Here is an 18,674-nt window from a genome sequence, read left to right as displayed (position 1 = left end):
ATATGTTTAGAAGTGCAGATATGTTGCAGGTATAGGCTTCAGACGGCCTTTATCCTTGATGATGAACGGCAAAACAACGTAAAATAAAGCCGATTTCAACCTAACCGGTGCGCCTTTGTGAACCAGCTCATCTTCGATTTTGCCAGCCATGATTATCCCGGCTTCGACAAATTTCTGGGAACAGAAAATGCCGAGCTGGTGTATGTGTTGCAGCACAAACATGGGCAATTTATCTATGTTTGGGGCGAAGAGGGCGCAGGCAAAAGTCATCTTTTGCAGGCATGGGTCGCACAGGCGCTCGATGCCGGACGAAATGCCCTCTATATTGATGCCGCCGCTTCGCCGCTGACAGAAGCCGCGTTGGATGCGGAATATCTTGCCATTGACCAAATCGAAAAGCTTAATAATGAAGAACAGGCTTTACTGTTTGCCATCTTCAACCGCTTCCGCAACAGTAGCAAAGGCTTTTTGCTTTTGAGTTCCGAATATACGCCGCAGCAGCTTGTTATTCGCGAAGACCTGCGCACACGCATGGCGTATTGTTTGGTTTACGAAGTCAAACCGCTGACCGACCGGGAAAAAATCGATGCGCTCGTCAGCATGGCGGCCGCCCGTCAGGTAACCATCGATCCGGAAATTTTCGAATACCTGCTGAACCATTGGCGGCGTGATATGGACAGCCTGATGCAAATGCTCGATACCCTCGACAACTACGCCGTTATGATGGGCAAGCGTATTACTTTGCCGCTTTTGCGCCAGCTTTTAAAACAACAGGAAACCCAATGAAAAACCTTGCCATTTTCGACCTCGACAATACCTTAATCAATACCGATTCGGATCACTCCTGGCCGCAATACCTGATTAAAAAGGGCATAGTCGATGCGGCTGAAACCGAGGCGCAAAATGAAAAGTTCTACCAAGACTACCAAAATGGTTGTCTTGATATTGATGCCTTCCTTAAGTTTCATCTCGCGCCTTTAGCTCGTTTCAGCAAGGAAGAATTGGCTGAGTTTCATCGCGAGTTTATGGCCGAATATATTGTTCCGCATATTTCTCCGATGCAGCGTATGTTGGTGCAAAGCCATCAAATGGCGGGCGACGAAATGTTGGTTATTTCTTCGACCAACGAATTTATCATTACCCCTATCTGCCATCTTTTCGGTATTCACAACATTATCGGCACACAGCTTGAAACCGGCGAAGACGGCCGATATACCGGCAACTATATCGGTACGCCCAGCCTGAAAGAAGGCAAAATTACCCGATTGAACCAATGGCTTGCCGAGCGCGGCGAGACCTTTGAAAGCTACGGCAAGGTTTATTTTTACAGCGACTCCAAAAACGATTTACCGTTGCTGCGTATCGTGGACGAACCTGTCGCTGTCAATCCGGATGCCGAGCTGGAAAAAGAAGCCAAAGCAAAAGGTTGGCCGATTTTGAATTTCAAATAACGATGAATCAGGCCGTCTGAAATATTTAACCTAACCACAACCCTAATAAGGACTAAAACATGAAAACGACTAAACTCCTCGCCTCAGCCCTGTTGTTTGCCGCTGTATTCGGTACCGCACAAGCAGCCGATACCGAAACTCTGGAAGCCATGAAAGCGCAAAACGGCAGCGTTAAAACCGTTTTGATGGATGTCTTCACAACTCCTGCCGGTGATGTTGACCGCGTGAATATCATTCAATCCAGTGGCAATCCTGAAATGGACGAACGCGCAGTGAAAAGCGTTTCCAAATATCCTTATCCGAAACGCAAAACAGCATCTAAATATCAACACACTGTTACTTTTGAAACCAATGTTGAAGTAATCAACAACTGATTTGGATGCAAGGCCGTCTGAAAAACAGAAGGCGTTTTGATGGGGAAATTCCCTGTCAAAACGCCGTTTTATTCTTTAAACAAGTATAACCAAAATTGCCGTAAAACCACACGCTCCGGTGCTATACTGAAACAAATAAACCGCTTCATCACACATCATGTCTCCCCGTCCAGTTACCATTACTTCCTACAATATGCACAAAGGCATGTCTGCGCTCAACCGCAAAGTGCAGGTCAACCGTATGGCTGACGCGCTGGGTGCATTGGGTTCGGACGTTTTGTTTTTACAAGAAGTCCAAGGACAGCATCTCAACAGAAGCCGTCGTACCGACTTTCCCGATGCGCCGCATTACGACATCATCGGCGACAGCCTCGATTATCATCGCAGCTACGGCAAAAATGCCGTCTATCCCAAACGACACCACGGTAACGCCATTCTCAGCCGCCTGCCGCTGAAAACGGAAAACAACCTCAACATCAGCGTCAACAAACTCGAACAACGCGGCCTGTTGCATTGCGAAGTCGTGCCTGAAGGCTGGGAAGATCCGCTGGTGTGTTTGTGCGTCCACCTCAACCTGCGCGAGCTGGACCGCCTCAAACAATACCGAGCCATCAGCGACTACGTTGGCCGATATATTCGTCCGGAAAGCCCGTTGATTATTGCCGGCGATTTCAATGACTGGCGGCAGAAATCAGCGCGTGAGCTGGGTAGGGCATTAGATTTGAACGAAGTATTCGTCGATAATACAGGCAAACGCCCCAAAACCTTCCCTTCGCGTCTACCCATCCTCAGCCTCGACCGCATTTACACGCGCAATCTTGATGTCATCGATTCTGAAATCCACAACAGTAAAGACTGGCAGCATTTGTCAGATCATCTGCCATTGAGTGTAACGGTTAGGCCGCATCGTAAAATGAATATGAAATCAGATAGAAAAATGTAAGGCTGAAATTTTTTTAAAGCACTATTTGGAATGTATCGAAAGAAAAAGTTTTTTCACTCAGATATTTGAGACAAAAACAGGCCGTCTGAAATTTTTCAGACGGCCTGTTTAAGTTTATAAAAAAAGCGCAAACCTTTTTATATCAAAAGTTTGCGCTTCAAATCTGGTGGAGGCGGGGGGAATCGAACCCCCGTCCGAAAGTCCTCTACAGAGCGTTCTACATACTTAGTTGTGTCTATTTAGAATCTTGTCCCCATCATGCCGACCAACAGGCCTTCAGAGAACCAGTTACCTTAAATCTCGTTTCCTGCCAAGTAACCCGACAGAAAACCAGTCAATGTAGAATGACGTTGCGGTAGCTTGCGCTACACAGCCCATTGACCAACTGCTGCAACGGCAGGCCTTAAGCGGCCAGTGCGTAAGTTTCGTCGTTTGCGACTATTTAAATTCAGTGTTTTACGGGAAATCTGAGACCCCGGTATGCCCGCATCTGCTTTGCAACCCCCGTCGAAACCAAGATCGCCCCCAGATAGGAAAAGTCGATTATACGCATGTCAGCGTGCTTTGCCAAGTTACTGATTGATTGGAAAGGCCGTCTGAACAGCAGTTTGCTTTTTCAGACGGCCTGTTTGTTTAGGTTTATTGATGGTAGTTTTGCAGGAAGCGTTTGAGTTTGTCCATGGCTTCTTCGATTTGATGAACGGGCGGCAGGGTAACGATACGGAAGTGGTCTGGGCGTATCCAGTTAAAACCTGTACCTTGAACGAACAAGACTTTTTCACGCACGAGCAAATCGTAGACGAATTTCATGTCGTCATGAATGCCGTACATTTCGGTATCGATTTTGGGGAACATATACATCGCGCCCATCGGTTTGACGCAGGAAACGCCGGGGATTTGGTTGATCAGTTCCCATGCCTTATTGCGCTGTTCCAACAGGCGGCCGCCTGGCAGGATAAATTCGTTGATGCTTTGATAGCCGCCCAAGGCCGTCTGAATGGCGTGTTGCATCGGCGTATTGGCACACAGACGCATGGAGGAGAGCATATCGAGGCCTTCGATATAGCCCTTGGCATGATGTTTCGGGCCGTTGAGCACCATCCAGCCTTGGCGGAAACCGGCCACACGGTAGGCTTTGGAGAGGCCGTTAAAGGTAATGGTCAGCAAGTCGGGGCGAGGGCTGCAATGTGATGGTGTACGGCACCGTCGTAAAGAATTTTGTCGTAAATTTCGTCGGCAAAAATAATCAGGCCGTGTTTGCGCGCCAGTTCGGCAATTTCCAGCAGGATTTCTTTGCTGTACACCGCGCCTGTCGGGTTGTTGGGGTTGATGACAACGATGGCTTTGGTTTTAGGCGTAATTTTGGCTTCCATGTCGGCCAGGTTGGGGAACCAGTTGTTTTCTTCGTCGCACAAATAATGACGCACATTGCCGCCGGCCAGTGTTGCGGCGGCGGTCCACAGTGGATAGTCAGGCGCAGGAATCAGGATTTCATCGCCGTCATTGAGCAATGCCTGCATGGACATGGTAATCAGCTCGGATACGCCGTTGCCGATGTAAACGTCGTTGACAGTAACGTCGAGCAAGCCTTTGGTTTGATAGTAATGAACAATGGCTTTGCGTGCGGAGTAAAGGCCTTTGGAGTCGCAATAGCCCTGCGCGGTCGGCAGGTTACGGATAACGTCAACCAAAATTTCATCAGGCGCTTCAAAGCCGAACGGGGCAGGGTTGCCGATATTGAGCTTGAGGATTTTGTTGCCTTCTTCTTCCAGTTGCAGGGCTTTTTTATGAACTGGGCCGCGGATGTCGTAGCAAACGTGATCCAGCTTGGACGATTTGGGAAATTTCTCCATGATGTGTGTTCCGTAAAATTGTTAACAATGGGGGTAAATGTACTCTTTTTGCGGGTAAATTAAAAGGGTTTCAGACGGCCAAAGTTTACTTATTGCGCGCTTCGGCACGGCGAACCGTCACGCTTTTGCCGCCTATGCCCCAGTTGTCCATATCGATTTCGTCAATGACGACGACGGTTGTCTCAGGGTTTTTGTTGAGAACGCGTGAGAGTAATTCGGTTACGCCGCGGATTAATTCGGCTTTTTGCTCTGCATTCGGGGCTTCGCTGCCGCCGGTTACTTTGATGTTGACGTAAGGCATGGCTTTTTCCTTTTAAAATAGTGTTCACATGTTATCTTATTTTTATCAGGCCGTCTGAAAATTGATTGCAGGATTTTTCATTGCTCATGACTGCTTTTACAAAGAATTAAGTTTTTTGGAATAGATTGTTTTTACAATGCGGTTTTATTTTGGATGGATATCGTCATGAACCGTTTTCTTCAGACTTTGATTGTGGCCGCACCGATGGTGATTGCCGCGCCTTATGTGGCGGCGGAAACGCATCCGGCGCAAAAGCAGATGCAGCAGAACATTGATGCCGTGTTGAAAATTGCACGCAACACGTCTTTGACAGAGGCGCAACGTGTGAAACAGGTTGAGCAGTATGCCAACCGTTACTTGGACTATGAACGTATTTCGGCTTTGGCTGTCGGCGCGCCATGGCGTGAATTTTCTGCCAAACAAAAAACTGATTTTATCCGTGCATTCAAAGATATGGTGATTGCGATGTACTCGCATTCTGCACTGATTGGTGCGGCGGATGCAAATGTGCGCCTGTTGCCGAAGATGACGGCAAACGGCAATAAGTTTGACGTTTTCTCGGAAATTCAGACCAAAAAAGGCACCAAGTATGAAGTGGCCTACCAGCTTTACCAAAGCGGCGGTGCGTATAAGATTTACAACATCCGCGTGGACGGTACCAGCTTGGTAACGGTATACCGCAACCAATTTGGCGAGCTGATTAAGAGCAAAGGCATTGACGGTACGATTGCGACTGTCGAAGCCAAGGGCTTGAAGAAACAATAAGGCAGATTGAGAAAAAGGCCGTCTGAATATTCAGACGGCCTTTTTGTGTTACGGGCTGATTAAGCACGTTTGCGGAATTCGCCGGTACGGGTATCGATTTCGATTTTGTCGCCGTTTTCGATGTAAGACATCACTTGGATTTCGGTGCCGCCGACCAGACGCGCGGTTTTCATCACTTTACCGGAGGTATCGCCTTTAACGGCAGGCTCGGTGTATTCAACTTCGCGAACGATGATGGTAGGCAATTCTACGGAGATTGGGTTGCCTTCGTAGAAAGTTACTTCGCATACGTCTTCCATGCCGTCAACGATGAATTTCAACGCGTCGCCGATGTTGTCGGCTTCGATTTCGTATTGGTTGAATTCTTCGTCCATGAAGACGTACATTGGGTCGGCAAAGTAGCTGTAAGTACAGTTTTTGCGGGCCAAGATTACGACGTCGAATTTGTCGTCGGCTTTGTAAATGGTTTCAGAAGCGGCACCGGTCAGCAGGTTTTTCAGTTTCATGCTGACTTTGGCGGAAGAGCGACCGCCTTTGATGTATTCGGTTTTTTGAACAACCATAGGGTCGTTGCCGACCATGAATACGTTGCCGGCGCGCAGTTCTTGTGCTGTTTTCATTGTAGTTTTCCAATCAAATCGGTTGTAATAAAACGCGCTATTTTAGCGTATTTTTTTGTGCTTTGAAATAAAGGCGGCAAGTTTTTCAACGGCACTTTTTGGGGCAAAAAGTCTGTCCCGCCATTTTGCCGCGCTTTGCCGCCATTCGTTTTGGTGTGCCGTCAGGGTTTGCCATGCCTGCAGGCGCTGGCTGTCGCTGAGTGCTTCTCCGTTGTTGAGTTCGTCGGAAAGACGGCGGTGTGCCGTGGCGACAACATCCGGATAAACCTGATGCGCTTTGTCCCAAAACGCGTGCAGCTTGTCGAGATGGATATTTTCTTCTTGCGGGTAGATGTGCCAAAAGAAAGGCTTTCCGGCAAGCTGGGCGCGAACAAAGCTGTCTTCTCCGCGTATGACGGCGCCGTCGGCAAGGTTGAGCAGTTTATCGAAATCCTGTTGGACAACGAAAGGGATTTTGATCAGGGTAACGTGTTCGCTCTGATACACATCGCCGTCTTCAAGCAGGGCGTTTTGCGGCACTAGGCCGCTGTTTTTCAGGCTGGCGATGATTTGTGTACCTGCAAGCAGCAGGGTAATGGGTTGGCCGGCCTGTTGCCACATGGTCAGCCATTTTGCCCAAATATCGCTTTGATAGCCGAAAAGCAGCCATTCGGGCGCATTTTTTGCGGGAAGTTTGAGTTGTCGGCGTAAGGCTTCCGTATTAAATCCGGCAGATTCGGCGTAATCGCGTTCGCGCAGCAGGCCGCCGCTTTTTTCGCTGAAACCCATAAACCAAAAGTATTTCTGTATGCCGCCGGCCTGGGGCGAGGGCATTAAGTGCAGCCTCTCGTTGCTGTCTTCTGCGCTGAGGTATTCCCAGTTGAGCCAAAGCGGTCGGTGTCGGCGGATGATGGTTTGAACGTTGTCGGGCAGTTCGCAGGCGAAGGTTTCGATGACGATGTCGGGGTAGGGGCTGTATCGGTATCTTCGGCATGGTCGGCTTGCCAAGCGTGAATGCCGATGCCTTGATGGATATTGGGAATCGAGGCCAAGTCAGGGCAGAGTGCCTGAAGGGATGGGAAGTCGTCTGTCCATAAATGCACTTGCCAGCCGAGTTCGCGTTGCAAAATACGCGCCAGCCGCCATGAAACGCCGATGTCGCCGAAGTTGTCGATGACGTTGCAGAAAATCCAGCAGGTATAAGGTGGGGTGGTGTTCATGGAAAAATATGCCCAAGGCCGTCTGAAAACATCAGAATGCGCCGAAATAGTGGAACAAATAAACAATCAGCAAAACAATCGGGATAAACATCAAAATGCTTTGCCGTTTCAATTCAGGCTCTTGTTTGAGGTGGTGTTTGATGACGTCAAAGAGGATGAATTTAAATAGGAACGTGGCTTCGCAGGCAAGGATGATGCCGTTGATGAGGTGTTGCGTTTTGTCTTCGGGCGGGTTGAGGGCAAACCACAAAAGGGTGGCGAGCGGAATCAGGCCGACGACGAGCCAGCGCAGAAGGATGGGTTTGGACATGGTGTGCGTGCAAGAAATAAAAAGGGCATTATACCTTGTCGTCTTTCAGACAAGTGCAAATCAGGCTATCATTCGTTTTATTTGAAGCGAACATTTATCCCTATGCAAACCCAAGCCATCATCCGCCATATCGTTCAATGGCTCAAAGATTACGCCGAGCAGGCGCGTGCCAAAGGTTTTGTCGTCGGCGTATCCGGCGGCATCGATTCTGCCGTGGTTTCCACCCTTGCCGCACAAACCGGTTTGTCGGTTTTGTTGCTGGAAATGCCGATTCGTCAGAAATCCGACCAAGTCAACCGCGCGCAAGAACACATGGGCCGTCTGAAACAGCGTTATTCCAATGTGAAAGCGCAAAGCGTCGATTTGACCCAAACGTTCGATACGTTTGCCGATACCGTTGACGTCAGCGAAACCGAATTTCCCAACAAACAGCTGGCACTTGCCAATGCACGCAGCCGCCTGCGCATGACGACGCTTTATTATTACGGTCAGTTGCATGGTTTACTGGTGGCGGGGACGGGCAACAAAATTGAAGATTTCGGCGTCGGTTTCTTTACCAAATACGGCGACGGCGGCGTGGACATCAGCCCGATTGCAGATTTGACCAAAACTCAAGTGTACGCGTTGGCAGCCGAGCTGGACGTGTCGGAGGATATTCAAAAAGCTGTACCGACGGACGGACTTTGGGATACCGAGCGTACCGATGAAGAACAAATGGGCGCATCATATCCCGAACTCGAATGGGCGATGAGCGTGTACGACAGCCACAAGCCTGAAGATTTTGAAGGCAGGCAGCGCGAAGTTTTGGCAATCTATACCCGATTGCACAAAGCCATGCAGCACAAAGTTAATCCGATTCCGGTTTGCAAGATTCCGGAAGGGTTGTTTTAAATTTGAACATTAAAAGGCTGAGACCTTTGCAAAATTCCCCAAAATCCCCTAAATTCCCACCCAAGACATTTAGGGGATTTCTCATGAGCACCTTCTTCCAGCAAACCGCACAAGTCATGATCGCCAAACACATCGACCGTTTCCCACTATTGAAGTTGGATCAGGTGATTGATTGGCAGCCGATCGAACAATACCTGAATCGTCAAAGAACCCGTTACCTTAGAGACCACCGCGGCCGTCCCGCCTATCCCCTGTTGTCCATGTTCAAAGCTATCCTGCTCGGACAATGGCACAGCCTCTCCGATCCCGAACTCGAACACAGCCTCATCACCCGCATCGACTTCAACCTGTTTTGCCGTTTTGACGAACTGAGCATCCCCGATTACAGCACCTTATGCCGCTACCGCAACTGGCTGGCGCAAGACGACACCCTGTCCGAATTGCTGGAACTGATTAACCGCCAACTGACCGAAAAAGGCCTAAAAGTAGAGAAAGCATCCGCCGCCGTCATTGACGCCACCATTATCCAGACCGCCGGCAGCAAACAGCGCCAGGCCATAGAAGTCGACGAGGAAGGACAAGTCAGCGGCCAAACCACACCGAGTAAAGACAGCGATGCCCGTTGGATAAAGAAAAACGGCCTCTACAGACTCGGTTACAAACAACATACCCGTACCGATGCGGAAGGCTATATCGAGAAACTGCACATTACCCCCGCCAATGCCCATGAGTGCAAACATCTGTCGCCTTTGTTGGAAGGCTTGCCCAAAGGTACAACCGTCTATGCCGACAAAGGCTATGACAGTGAGGAAAACCGACAACATCTGGAAGAGCATCGGTTACTGGACGGCATTATGCGCAAAGCCCACCGCAAACATCCGCTGTCGGAAGCGCAAACCAAACGCAACCGATATTTGTCGAAAACCCGTTATGTGGTCGAACAAAGCTTCGGTACGCTGCACCGTAAATTCCGCTATGCGCGGGCAGCCTATTTCGGGCTGATTAAAGTAAGTGCACAAAGCCATCTGAAGGCGATGTGTTTGAACCTTTTGAAAGCCGCCAACAGGCTAAGTGCGCCTGTAGCTGCCTAAAAGGCGGCCGGATGCCTGATTATCAGGTATTCAAAGAGGATTAAGGGGTATTTGAGTAGAATCAGAAGCGATTTTGGATGAAAACAGCCGAAAACCTGTGTTTGGATTTCGGCTGTTTGGGGGAAAAGGAATTTTGCAAAGGTCTCAGGCCGTCTGAAAACGCTGGATTAAGGTTTTCAGACGGCCTTTTATATTTTATTTCAATAAGAGTTAGGAATATGCTTGAAAAACAGCATCATCAGATACCAAAATAGCGTAGCGGCCGCCGCGCCTAGCAATACCCACGCGCTGATTTTGGCGATTTCCCGAATGGTGCGCTTTTGTTTGCGGCTGAATAAACGGTTCACAATCAATGCCGCTATGGCGCAAAAGAAAAAAAATCGCAAAAGCCTGCCTATCATTCCACATTCTCCCAAAAATATTGCCTTTAATCAGGGCAGGCCGTCTGAAGCCTCATGCACAAAACAAAAACGAAACGTTATAATACCCCTTTTGCCGCTTCACTTGGAAATTACAAATGACAACAAATGCCTCAGTGGGCATTGTAACGCCCCAGAAAATCCCGTTTGACACACCGCTTGCTCTGGAAAACGGCAAAACCTTACCCCGTTTCGACCTGATGATTGAAACCTACGGCACACTCAATGCCGACAAAAGCAATGCCGTCCTGATCTGCCATGCCTTGTCAGGCAATCATCACGTTGCCGGCAAGCACAGTGCGGAGGATAAATACGCCGGTTGGTGGGACAATATGGTCGGCCCCGGCAAACCCATCGATACCGAACGCTTTTTTGTAGTCGGTTTGAACAACTTGGGCGGCTGCGACGGCAGTACCGGCCCTTTATCAGAAAATCCTGAAACCGGCCATGAATATGGTGCGGATTTCCCTGTAGTAACCGTCAAAGACTGGGTGAAGTCCCAATCCATGCTTGCCGATTATCTCGGTATTCAAAAATGGGCGGCCATTGTCGGCGGCAGCTTGGGCGGTATGCAGGCATTGCAATGGACGATTTCTTTGCCTGAACGCGTTGCACACGCGCTTGTCATCGCTTCTGCGCCTAAACTTTCCACGCAAAACATCGCGTTTAACGATGTTGCCCGTCAGGCAATTTTGACCGATCCCGATTTCCATGAAGGCAATTACCGCAGCCATCATACCGTTCCTTCACGCGGTTTGCGTATCGCGCGCATGATGGGGCACATCACCTATCTTGCCGAAGACGGCTTGGGTAAAAAATTCGGCCGCGATTTAAAATCAGACGGCTATCAATATGGCTATGGCGTTGAATTTGAAGTGGAATCTTATCTGCGCTATCAAGGCGACAAGTTTGTCGGTCGTTTTGATGCCAACACTTATCTGCTGATGACCAAGGCACTTGACTACTTCGACCCGGCAGCCGATTACGGCCACAACCTCACGCGCGCCGTGGAGAATGTGCAGGCCAAGTTTTTTGTTGCCAGCTTCAGCACTGACTGGCGCTTCTCGCCGCAACGTTCGCATGAATTGGTCAAGGCATTAATTGCCGCGCAAAAATCCGTGCAATACATTGAAGTCAAATCCAATCACGGCCACGATGCCTTCTTGATGGAAGACGAAGCCTATATCCGCGCGGTTGCCGCTTACATGAACAACGTTTACAAGGACTGCCAAAAATGAATCTGCGCGACGATTTGCAACTCATTTACGATTGGATACCTGAAGGCAGCCGCGTACTCGATTTAGGCTGCGGCGACGGCGAACTGTTGGCCGCGTTGGTGGAACATAAAAATTGCACCGGCTACGGCGTTGAAATCGATACCGACAGCGTGATTGCCGCCATATCCCGCGGCGTGAACGTCATTCAAGCCGATTTGGAAGAAGGTTTGGTGGCTTTTGGCGATCAAAGTTTTGATGTGATTGTCTTGAGTCAAACCATTCAGGCGATGCAGAACACGGAAAAAATCCTGCGTTGTCTGATGCGTGTGGCTAAACAGGCCATCGTCAGCTTCCCTAACTTCGGCTACTGGCGCAACCGCTTTCAAATCGCGATCGGTGGCCATATGCCGGTTTCTGAACGGATGCCGTATCATTGGTACGATACGCCCAATATCCATTGGTGTACCCTTAAAGACTTCGATTTATTGTGCGCCAAAAACAAAATCCGCGTGCTTGAGCGTGCGGTCATGACGGGCAACCGACAGGTTAAACATCTGCCGAATTTATTGGGCAGCCTGGCGTTTTATCGCGTAGGTTGATTGCGGTCATAGATAAAGGCCGTCTGAACAGGTAATCACGAAAGCATGGCTTTTGCGGATAGCTGTTCAGACGGCCTTTTTTGTTAAAGCCGGTTTAAGCCTGTTTCAATTTTTCCAATAAGGCCAAACTGCCGGCATCGACCAGACGGTAGGTTTCGTCAAAGTCGCCTGTGTACCACGGATCGGGAACGTGGTTGTAACCTGAATCGGGGATAAGGTCGGTCAGTTTGAAGATTTTGCCGGGGTGGAAACCGAGCTGTTTTTCGGTTTCTCTGAGGTTGTTGTCGTCCATCACGATGATGTAGTCGAAATGTTCGGCATCGCTGGGTTTGATTTTGCTGCTGGTAAAGCCTGACGGGTCGATGCCGTGTTGCTTGAGCGCGCGGCGCGTGCCTTCGTGCATGTCTTCTCCGTCGTGCCAACCTGATGTGCCTGCGCTGGCTGTAATGACGGCATTACCCATGCCTGCTTCGCGGGCGCGGTGGCGCAGGACGTATTCGGCCATGGGGGAGCGGCAGATGTTGCCGAGGCAGACGAAAAGGATTTTGTGGGTTTTCATAATGCGCGAAAATGAGTGGTAAGGTTTGAAAATCAATGCAACACGCTAAACCGTTTTCAGACGGCCTTGGCGTGTTGCATTTTCAACTTAGTTTACATTGCTGAAGAAAGGATTATGGCCTTCCAGTTTCAACGCTTGGGCATAAGTAGGGATGTTCTCGTTTTCGCCCAATGGGTTGTGCAACAGGTAGAGGTGCTCGATTCGGCATTCGGCCATCAGGTCGAGGAAGTTTTGCTGAACGATGGCGATATTGTCGGTTGAGGCCAGCTCCCAAGTGAAGGTCTGCGGAACGATTTCAAACGCGCTATCTGTTGCGTTGAAGCTGAACTGGAGCTTGCCGCCCGCTTTCGCTGCGGCGACAACGCCGACACGTGGGCTTTGCATACGGATGGCGCGGATGGCGTTGGTGGCAAAAACGTCCATGGCCATGCGTTGGCGGGTGTGGCTGCCGTCGGTAAGCGCGTCAAGCGGCGTATTGGGCGAGAGCGGGTTGGTAAAGAGGGTAACGCCGTCGAGGGCGAGATGCTCTTGCCAAACCTGCATCAATGGCAGGCCCGCCTGTTGCAGGTTGAGGCCCAAGGCCGTCTGAATGTCTTTATTGCCGTATCCCAGCGCGTAAACAACATGGACGGATTGACCTTCGGGCAGCGTCAATGGTTTGTATTCGAATTTTTGCAGGAATGCGCCTGCCGCTTCATCGTTTTGCTTGGCTTGGAACCACTTGCCCGGGGTAACGCTGCTCAAGTCGGTAGATTGGACGAGGTAGGGCAGCCATTGCGTGTTTTGCGTGAGGGCACGCAGGTTGGGGTAGTTTTGCAGGCAGGCGAAGAGGGATTCGGTAGGCAGCGTGAGCGGTAGGATTTGTTCTTTTTTGCAACCGGCAACCAAAACGACAGGCAGGGCAAACCATTGGGCTTCGTTATCGTTTTCTGCCTTCAGGACTTCGCCCACGCTTTGAATCAGGCTGGTGTAAGTGCCGACATCGGGCGCCATGGTCATGGCCAATGAAAGGTTGATGTAATGGTTTTGGCTGAGCATGGTGCGGATTTCGGTTTGCAGTTGGCCGGCTGAAAGTTTGCGTGATGCGGAGGAGGAGTTGTGTGCCAGCTGATAGGCATTGAGCAGAAGGTAGTTTTTGATAGGGCTCTGCGGATAAGGGCGGGTATCTGGAAGAACAAAGGTTTTCATGACGGTTTGAAGTGTTGTGTTGTAAGTGTGGCGATTATAGCAATTTAGTCAGTCGGTGTGCTTGTTAATAAATTAAATTCAAATGTCGATAGGGATACGCTTCATTTTTACACGGGTTAAGTATCGGCATTTTCTAAGAAGAGGAGGGTAAATGCCCAATGTGTTATAATTCATGACCAAACATAATTCAGAAAGGAACAAAATCATGCGCTTGCTTCATACTATGCTGCGTGTCGGCAATCTCGAACGCTCTTTGGATTTCTATCAAAACGTATTGAACATGCAACTGCTGCGCCGCCGTGATTATCCTGAAGGCCGTTTTACTTTGGCTTTTGTCGGTTATGGCGATGAGGCGGACCATACTGTTTTGGAACTGACCCACAACTGGGATACCGAATCTTACGATTTAGGCGATGCTTACGGCCACATCGCGATTGAAGTTGATGATGCTTACGCCGCGTGCGAACGTGTCAAAGAGATGGGCGGTAAAGTGGTACGCGAAGCCGGTCCGATGAAACACGGTACGACCGTGATTGCGTTTGTCGAAGATCCGGACGGCTACAAAATTGAATTTATTCAAAAGAAAAGCGGTAGCGATTCGGTGCAATATTCATCTTAAGACATAAGATAATGGAAAAGGCCGTCTGAACATTCAGACGGCCTTTTTTTGATCAGCCCAACTGTTTTTGCTTTTCGCTCAACAGGGAGTGTACGTAAAGCGCGGTAGCATAACGGTCTTCTCCCGCTTCAATCGGATCGAGGAAATGCAGCTCGACCGTACTGGAAGGCTGGCTGATGACCATGCAGATGGATTGCCAGAGGCTGATGTCGCCGTAGTAGGCAGTGTGCGGATTGGGGCTGCTGCCGTCCGGATTCGGATAGCGGCAGAGTGCCGGAATAATCGGTACGCCTGCATCATAGGCCGTCTGAAAAAAGCTCGGTTTGAACGGCAGGATTTCACGGCCTTCGGTACTGGTGCCTTCGGGGAAAATGGTGACGGTATCGCCGTTTTTCAGTGCTTCGGTCACGCCGGCGATTTTGGCGGAATTGCCTTTGATGCCGCGGTTGCGCGAGACGTAAACCGTTTGCGCCTGTGTGGCGAGATAACCGACCACCGGCCATTTGGCCACATCGTCTTTAGCCACGAAACGGCCGGGGAATGCGCCGTTGACCGCCATAATATCCAACCATGAAATATGGTTGCTGATAATCAGCTGACCGCGATCTTCTTGCGGCGGCGTGCCGAAGGTTTGCAGTTTCATGCCGCAGGAAGCAAGCACGCGCAGCGACCATAATTGGATTGCGCGCAGTTTGCGTTTGCTGCTGTAAAAGGGAAACAGAAAAAACATTTCGGCCATGCCGTACAAAAGGCAGCCGGCAATACAGAGAAGACGGAAGATAAAACGGATTTTGGCGGTCATTGTGTGTGTTTTTTTATAAAGATTAGGCAGGCCGTCTGAAGTTTCAGACGGCCTTCTATTATGAATCGGTTTTAGGGGCAAAACGCTGTAAGTAGCGGTCGGAAAGGTGGCTGATGTCCATCATGATCAGTACATCCGCGCAGTTGAACGCTTCATCGACGCAAGGTTCGCCGCAGAACCACGCGCCTGCTTTGAGATAGCCTTTGATCAGGGCGGGTACAGACGGATTTTCAGACGGCGTGATACTGTCCCATTTGAGCGGGTTGAGCGGTTTGACGCGCCATTGTTCCGGAGCGAGGTATTTGTCTTTCAAGGTATGATACAGGCCGGCCGCATCGTTGCCGCCGTCGCGCATTTCGATACTGCCGCAACCAATCATAAAGCGCAGGTTTTCGTCTTTCATGAATTTGACCAAACCGGTCCACAACAGCATGACCAAGCCGCCGTTGCGGTAGTCCGGGTGGGTACAGGCGCGGCCGAGTTCGACGGTTTGCGGCAGGATGTCTTTCAAAGGCTCAAGGTCGAATTCATGCTCGCTGTACCAGCCGCCAACTTTTTTTGCGGTTTCTTCGGTAATCAGGCGGTAGCAGCCGATTACCTCGCCGGTTGCATCGTCGAAGGCGAGCAGGTGGTGGCAATGCTCATCATAAGGATCGACATCGCGGCCGTCATCGCTTTCGATTTCCGCCCCCAATTCTTGGGCAAAAACCTGATAGCGCAATCTTTGGGCGGCTTCGATTTCAGCTTGGGTTTCTGCAAGGCGTACGCTCAGGCCGATTTTGGGGCCCGTTTGATTGAAACGGCTGGGGGACATGATGTTTCCTGTTTAAAGAAAATGGCTGATTATAGCGGATATACGGACAGATTTATATTGATTTGCTTTGCGGTAGGGCAAATTATATCGGGTTGTTGGAAAAAGGCTTCAGGCCGTCTGAATTTGGCATGCGAAGCGGTAGAAGCGTAAAATCAACGTTTTTGCTGCTTTTTTTATTATGGAAACCTCTTTCCTGCTTGCCGGAAAAATTACCGAGCTGACGCTGATTGTTTTGATGGGCGTGGCCTTGGTGAAGGCAGGGCTGTTGAAATCGGAAAACAGCTACACGCTCTCCGTTATCGCGCTTTATCTGATCAGCCCGTCCGTCATGATTCACGCTTTTCAGATGGACAATACGCCGCAGATTATCGAAGGGTTGAAGCTTTCCGTCATGCTGGCGGTGTTTTTCCATGTGGTGTTGATTGTTCTGGGCAGGTTGTTTAAACACTTGTTCAAACTCGATGCGCTCGAACACGCGGCGACGGTGTACAGCAATTCGGGCAACCTGATTATCCCTTTGGTAATGTCGGTCTTTGGGCCGGAATGGGTGATTTACACCAGCGGTTTTATCATGGTGCAGACGTTTTTGTTTTGGACGCATCTGCGCCTGTTGATTTGCGGCCGAGGCAATGTGGCTTGGAAAACCATTTTCACCAATATCAACATCTTATCCATGTTGGTCGGGCTGCTGATGTTTACCTTTCAAATCAAGCTGCCGCATATTGTCGATAATACTTTAGCGACGGTAGGCGGCATGATTGGGCCGGTTGCCATGTTGGTGGCGGGCATGCTTTTGGCTTCTTTGCCGCTACGCTCGATTATGTGGACGCCGAGGCTTTATCTTGTTGCTTTTTTAAGGCTGATTTTGATTCCGGTATTATTGCTTTTCGCCGTCAAAGTCTGCGGTTTTGCCCATCATGATGCGCATGCGGATACGGTTGTTTTAATCAGCTTTTTGGCAACGACTTCGCCTGCCGCCTCGACAGTTACCCAAATGGCGGTTGTTTACGGCAAAAATGCCCAAAAAGCCAGTGCGATTTATGGGTTGACAACCTTGCTTTGTGTGGTAACTATGCCGGTAATGATTGCGTTATATCGTTGGATCATTTAAGAAAAGGGCAGGCCGTCTGAAACGTTGGTATTATGTTTCAGACGGCCTGTTTGTTATTTTAAATTTGAAAATAACTTTTATTATCAATTAATTAAACAATTAAAAAACTATACAAAGCTGATTGCTGCGTGTATCCTTATGCCTAACATTCATTCAATATAAATCTTTAAAGGAACACAGCCATGACCGACTTTACCCTTTGGGAAACCGCGCCTTTCAATTCTACGATTGACCATATCCTGCAACGTTATCACAACGTTCACCGCGCCCAGTTTGAAGAGTTGGTACCACTGGCGCAAAAAGTGGCGCAGGTTCATGCCGACACTTTCCCTGCCGAAGTGGCCGATTTGTTGGCCTATATGCAAAACGAGCTGTTGATGCACATGATGAAAGAGGAGCGTATGTTGTTCCCGATGATTAATCAGGGCGTGGGCCGTGGCGCGGCAATGCCCATCAGCGTGATGATGCACGAGCATGAAGAGCACGACCAAGCCATCGCGCGTCTGGAAGAGTTGACCAACAATTTTGAGCTTCCCGAAGGCGCTTGCGGCAGCTGGACCCGTTTGTACACATTGGCCAAAGAGATGGTGGACGATTTGAAAGATCATATCCACTTGGAAAATGAAATTTTCTTCCCCCGCGTTTTGGCTTCTTAAAATTTGCGGTTAATCAAGGCCGTCTGAATGTTCAGACGGCCTGTTCTTTAATCCCTTGCTAAGTTAGTACAATAGTTCTAAAATTTTAATAAAGAAATAAAATTAGGCAGTAAAGGCACACATCCGTTCTTTTGTTTACTTAAGAAGGAGTTTATGAATGAAACATTCTAAAGTTTTACTATTGGGTATTCTGTTTGCTGCTATGACTGCGTGCGCCCAAACGACGGGCGGTGACTGGAGCGCTCTGCAGGATGCGAAAACAGGCGTGCAGTCGCGGCCTTATTATGAATTTGGCAATGTACTTCAGGAGATTTCTTTTAAGAAAACCGGTAATCCGGAAAATGGTCTGAAAAAGCCTGTCTTGATGGTGTATCGTCAGGGCAAGCTGTTGGGCGAAGCATATAATTTGGAAGCCTATCATGGCACCCCCTTGTTGCCAACCCTGTTTTTGGTAAACGGCAAGTCATTAAATATCAATGACGGCAACGATAGAAAACTGTTGGCTGCTGCTAAGAGAATCGATTTTTACGATTTCGGGCGTAGCCGGATCGGCCATGCAGTCTTTACCGCTCCTAACGGCATCTGTCAGGATATGAAACACGGCAAAGGCGTTTCCTACAATCTGGTTACCAACTATATTGATTTTCCGGATTATCCTGCGCCTGAAAATATCTTGATTATTACTGCGCAAGGCAAATATGAGCAAGACAGCTTCATGTTGGATTCTACCGAGTCAAGGGTGACCAGTGCCAATAAAGAATTTGCCAGAAAATATGGCGAAGCCCTGAAATCTAAGAATGGCCCTGAGACCAGACAGGTAAACATGGCTAATGCAGCCAGTGCGGAAAAGGGTAGGCTGTTGGCTGATTATGTATGTAGGTGATGAAATCAA

Annotated in this window: 21 protein-coding genes, 1 other RNA gene and 2 pseudogenes; 13 read left to right on the top strand and 11 right to left on the bottom strand. The window is 49.3% G+C overall.

Features of this window, described 5'->3' with window-relative positions; genetic code table 11:
- The first annotated feature begins 117 nt into the window (after positions 1–117).
- The 4 genes from hda (at position 118) to KCG55_RS00220 (ending at position 2,768) form a co-directional block, all read left to right on the top strand.
- Positions 118–786, top strand: coding sequence for a DnaA regulatory inactivator Hda (gene hda, locus KCG55_RS00235; protein ID WP_254323034.1), 669 nt, complete (start codon positions 118–120; stop codon positions 784–786).
- Complete coding sequence (locus tag KCG55_RS00230) at positions 783–1,451, top strand: HAD family hydrolase (protein ID WP_154953925.1); 669 nt, start codon at positions 783–785, stop codon at positions 1,449–1,451. Before hda ends, KCG55_RS00230 begins: the two co-directional genes overlap by 4 nt.
- Positions 1,452–1,510: 59 nt before the next feature.
- Positions 1,511–1,825, top strand: a complete 315-nt coding sequence (locus KCG55_RS00225) for a TonB family protein (protein WP_004519868.1) — start codon at positions 1,511–1,513, stop codon at positions 1,823–1,825.
- A 157-nt stretch (positions 1,826–1,982) separates the two neighbouring features.
- A complete protein-coding gene (locus tag KCG55_RS00220) occupies positions 1,983–2,768 on the top strand; it encodes an endonuclease/exonuclease/phosphatase family protein (protein WP_250579498.1) in 786 nt (261 codons plus the stop codon).
- 164 nt (positions 2,769–2,932) lie between these two features.
- On the opposite strand, the gene ssrA is transcribed toward KCG55_RS00220, so the two are convergent.
- The 3 genes and pseudogenes from ssrA to KCG55_RS00205 all read right to left on the bottom strand — a co-directional run bounded on the left by ssrA (position 2,933) and on the right by KCG55_RS00205 (position 4,922).
- Positions 2,933–3,295, bottom strand: a transfer-messenger RNA (tmRNA) gene (ssrA, locus tag KCG55_RS00215).
- 112 nt (positions 3,296–3,407) lie between these two features.
- Positions 3,408–4,621: pseudogene (locus KCG55_RS00210) on the bottom strand (pyridoxal phosphate-dependent aminotransferase).
- Between the two features lie 85 nt (positions 4,622–4,706).
- Complete coding sequence (locus KCG55_RS00205; RefSeq protein ID WP_250579506.1) at positions 4,707–4,922, bottom strand: tautomerase family protein; 216 nt, start codon at positions 4,920–4,922, stop codon at positions 4,707–4,709.
- A 165-nt stretch (positions 4,923–5,087) separates the two neighbouring features.
- Here KCG55_RS00205 and KCG55_RS00200 point away from each other — a divergent pair, with 165 nt between their 5' ends.
- Entirely contained in the window at positions 5,088–5,687 is a 600-nt protein-coding gene (locus KCG55_RS00200; RefSeq protein ID WP_070813915.1) for an MlaC/ttg2D family ABC transporter substrate-binding protein, read from the top strand.
- A gap of 59 nt (positions 5,688–5,746) precedes the next feature.
- Here the strand turns inward: KCG55_RS00200 and efp are convergent, their stop codons facing one another.
- From efp to KCG55_RS00185, 3 genes and pseudogenes are all read right to left on the bottom strand, one after another.
- A complete protein-coding gene (efp, locus tag KCG55_RS00195; protein ID WP_049329696.1) occupies positions 5,747–6,307 on the bottom strand; it encodes an elongation factor P in 561 nt (186 codons plus the stop codon).
- A 42-nt stretch (positions 6,308–6,349) separates the two neighbouring features.
- Positions 6,350–7,506: pseudogene (gene earP / locus KCG55_RS00190) on the bottom strand (elongation factor P maturation arginine rhamnosyltransferase EarP).
- Between the two features lie 31 nt (positions 7,507–7,537).
- Complete coding sequence (locus KCG55_RS00185; RefSeq protein WP_250579510.1) at positions 7,538–7,816, bottom strand: hypothetical protein; 279 nt, start codon at positions 7,814–7,816, stop codon at positions 7,538–7,540.
- Between the two features lie 102 nt (positions 7,817–7,918).
- Between KCG55_RS00185 and nadE the strand changes: the two genes are divergently transcribed.
- Complete coding sequence (nadE, locus tag KCG55_RS00180) at positions 7,919–8,707, top strand: NAD(+) synthase (RefSeq protein WP_250579512.1); 789 nt, start codon at positions 7,919–7,921, stop codon at positions 8,705–8,707.
- A gap of 83 nt (positions 8,708–8,790) precedes the next feature.
- Positions 8,791–9,798: an IS5 family transposase gene (locus KCG55_RS00175; protein WP_254323033.1), complete on the top strand. Its 1,008-nt coding sequence runs from the start codon at positions 8,791–8,793 to the stop codon at positions 9,796–9,798.
- A gap of 200 nt (positions 9,799–9,998) precedes the next feature.
- On the opposite strand, the gene KCG55_RS00170 is transcribed toward KCG55_RS00175, so the two are convergent.
- Positions 9,999–10,199 carry a protein MIGRI gene (locus tag KCG55_RS00170; RefSeq protein WP_003682450.1) on the bottom strand — a complete coding sequence of 67 codons (201 nt, stop codon included), beginning with the start codon at positions 10,197–10,199 and terminating at the stop codon, positions 9,999–10,001.
- Positions 10,200–10,315: 116 nt separating this feature from the next.
- Between KCG55_RS00170 and metX the strand changes: the two genes are divergently transcribed.
- Positions 10,316–11,455: a homoserine O-succinyltransferase MetX gene (gene metX, locus KCG55_RS00165; protein WP_004519859.1), complete on the top strand. Its 1,140-nt coding sequence runs from the start codon at positions 10,316–10,318 to the stop codon at positions 11,453–11,455.
- Entirely contained in the window at positions 11,452–12,033 is a 582-nt protein-coding gene (gene metW / locus KCG55_RS00160; protein ID WP_049329691.1) for a methionine biosynthesis protein MetW, read from the top strand. Before metX ends, metW begins: the two co-directional genes overlap by 4 nt.
- Before the next feature lie 94 nt (positions 12,034–12,127).
- Here metW and KCG55_RS00155 read toward each other — a convergent pair whose 3' ends face one another.
- Together KCG55_RS00155 and KCG55_RS00150 are read right to left on the bottom strand one after the other, a co-directional pair.
- Entirely contained in the window at positions 12,128–12,592 is a 465-nt protein-coding gene (locus KCG55_RS00155; RefSeq protein ID WP_003685247.1) for a low molecular weight protein-tyrosine-phosphatase, read from the bottom strand.
- Positions 12,593–12,679: 87 nt separating this feature from the next.
- Positions 12,680–13,780: a conjugal transfer protein gene (locus KCG55_RS00150; protein WP_254323032.1), complete on the bottom strand. Its 1,101-nt coding sequence runs from the start codon at positions 13,778–13,780 to the stop codon at positions 12,680–12,682.
- A 205-nt stretch (positions 13,781–13,985) separates the two neighbouring features.
- Between KCG55_RS00150 and gloA the strand changes: the two genes are divergently transcribed.
- Positions 13,986–14,399 (top strand): lactoylglutathione lyase, encoded by a 414-nt coding sequence (gloA, locus tag KCG55_RS00145; protein ID WP_003685011.1) that lies wholly within the window; start codon positions 13,986–13,988, stop codon positions 14,397–14,399.
- Between the two features lie 52 nt (positions 14,400–14,451).
- Here gloA and KCG55_RS00140 read toward each other — a convergent pair whose 3' ends face one another.
- A complete protein-coding gene (locus tag KCG55_RS00140) occupies positions 14,452–15,201 on the bottom strand; it encodes a lysophospholipid acyltransferase family protein (RefSeq protein WP_254323031.1) in 750 nt (249 codons plus the stop codon).
- Between the two features lie 58 nt (positions 15,202–15,259).
- Positions 15,260–16,015: a GNAT family N-acetyltransferase gene (locus KCG55_RS00135; protein ID WP_254323030.1), complete on the bottom strand. Its 756-nt coding sequence runs from the start codon at positions 16,013–16,015 to the stop codon at positions 15,260–15,262.
- A 178-nt stretch (positions 16,016–16,193) separates the two neighbouring features.
- Between KCG55_RS00135 and KCG55_RS00130 the strand changes: the two genes are divergently transcribed.
- The 3 genes from KCG55_RS00130 (at position 16,194) to KCG55_RS00120 (ending at position 18,665) form a co-directional block, all read left to right on the top strand.
- Entirely contained in the window at positions 16,194–17,126 is a 933-nt protein-coding gene (locus KCG55_RS00130; protein WP_254323029.1) for an AEC family transporter, read from the top strand.
- 182 nt (positions 17,127–17,308) lie between these two features.
- The gene (dnrN, locus tag KCG55_RS00125; RefSeq protein ID WP_003681045.1) at positions 17,309–17,782 is read left to right on the top strand and encodes an iron-sulfur cluster repair protein DnrN; all 474 of its coding nucleotides are present in this window, start codon (positions 17,309–17,311) and stop codon (positions 17,780–17,782) included.
- Positions 17,783–17,939: 157 nt separating this feature from the next.
- Positions 17,940–18,665 carry a hypothetical protein gene (locus KCG55_RS00120; protein ID WP_254323028.1) on the top strand — a complete coding sequence of 242 codons (726 nt, stop codon included), beginning with the start codon at positions 17,940–17,942 and terminating at the stop codon, positions 18,663–18,665.
- Positions 18,666–18,674: the final 9 nt, after the last annotated feature.

Source organism: Neisseria subflava (genome assembly GCF_024205745.1).
Classification (GTDB): domain Bacteria; phylum Pseudomonadota; class Gammaproteobacteria; order Burkholderiales; family Neisseriaceae; genus Neisseria; species Neisseria flavescens_B.
This window is presented reverse-complemented; position numbering and strand designations above follow the sequence as displayed.

Coding starts and splice junctions, on each gene's coding strand:
- KCG55_RS00230 (WP_154953925.1), top strand. CDS start 783: ATGAAAAACCTTGCCATTTTCGACCTCGACAATACCTTAATCAATACC.
- KCG55_RS00225 (WP_004519868.1), top strand. CDS start 1,511: ATGAAAACGACTAAACTCCTCGCCTCAGCCCTGTTGTTTGCCGCTGTA.
- KCG55_RS00220 (WP_250579498.1), top strand. CDS start 1,983: ATGTCTCCCCGTCCAGTTACCATTACTTCCTACAATATGCACAAAGGC.
- KCG55_RS00205 (WP_250579506.1), bottom strand. CDS start 4,922: ATGCCTTACGTCAACATCAAAGTAACCGGCGGCAGCGAAGCCCCGAAT.
- KCG55_RS00200 (WP_070813915.1), top strand. CDS start 5,088: ATGAACCGTTTTCTTCAGACTTTGATTGTGGCCGCACCGATGGTGATT.
- efp (WP_049329696.1), bottom strand. CDS start 6,307: ATGAAAACAGCACAAGAACTGCGCGCCGGCAACGTATTCATGGTCGGC.
- KCG55_RS00185 (WP_250579510.1), bottom strand. CDS start 7,816: ATGTCCAAACCCATCCTTCTGCGCTGGCTCGTCGTCGGCCTGATTCCG.
- nadE (WP_250579512.1), top strand. CDS start 7,919: ATGCAAACCCAAGCCATCATCCGCCATATCGTTCAATGGCTCAAAGAT.
- KCG55_RS00175 (WP_254323033.1), top strand. CDS start 8,791: ATGAGCACCTTCTTCCAGCAAACCGCACAAGTCATGATCGCCAAACAC.
- KCG55_RS00170 (WP_003682450.1), bottom strand. CDS start 10,199: ATGATAGGCAGGCTTTTGCGATTTTTTTTCTTTTGCGCCATAGCGGCA.
- metX (WP_004519859.1), top strand. CDS start 10,316: ATGACAACAAATGCCTCAGTGGGCATTGTAACGCCCCAGAAAATCCCG.
- metW (WP_049329691.1), top strand. CDS start 11,452: ATGAATCTGCGCGACGATTTGCAACTCATTTACGATTGGATACCTGAA.
- KCG55_RS00155 (WP_003685247.1), bottom strand. CDS start 12,592: ATGAAAACCCACAAAATCCTTTTCGTCTGCCTCGGCAACATCTGCCGC.
- KCG55_RS00150 (WP_254323032.1), bottom strand. CDS start 13,780: ATGAAAACCTTTGTTCTTCCAGATACCCGCCCTTATCCGCAGAGCCCT.
- gloA (WP_003685011.1), top strand. CDS start 13,986: ATGCGCTTGCTTCATACTATGCTGCGTGTCGGCAATCTCGAACGCTCT.
- KCG55_RS00140 (WP_254323031.1), bottom strand. CDS start 15,201: ATGACCGCCAAAATCCGTTTTATCTTCCGTCTTCTCTGTATTGCCGGC.
- KCG55_RS00135 (WP_254323030.1), bottom strand. CDS start 16,015: ATGTCCCCCAGCCGTTTCAATCAAACGGGCCCCAAAATCGGCCTGAGC.
- KCG55_RS00130 (WP_254323029.1), top strand. CDS start 16,194: ATGGAAACCTCTTTCCTGCTTGCCGGAAAAATTACCGAGCTGACGCTG.
- dnrN (WP_003681045.1), top strand. CDS start 17,309: ATGACCGACTTTACCCTTTGGGAAACCGCGCCTTTCAATTCTACGATT.
- KCG55_RS00120 (WP_254323028.1), top strand. CDS start 17,940: ATGAAACATTCTAAAGTTTTACTATTGGGTATTCTGTTTGCTGCTATG.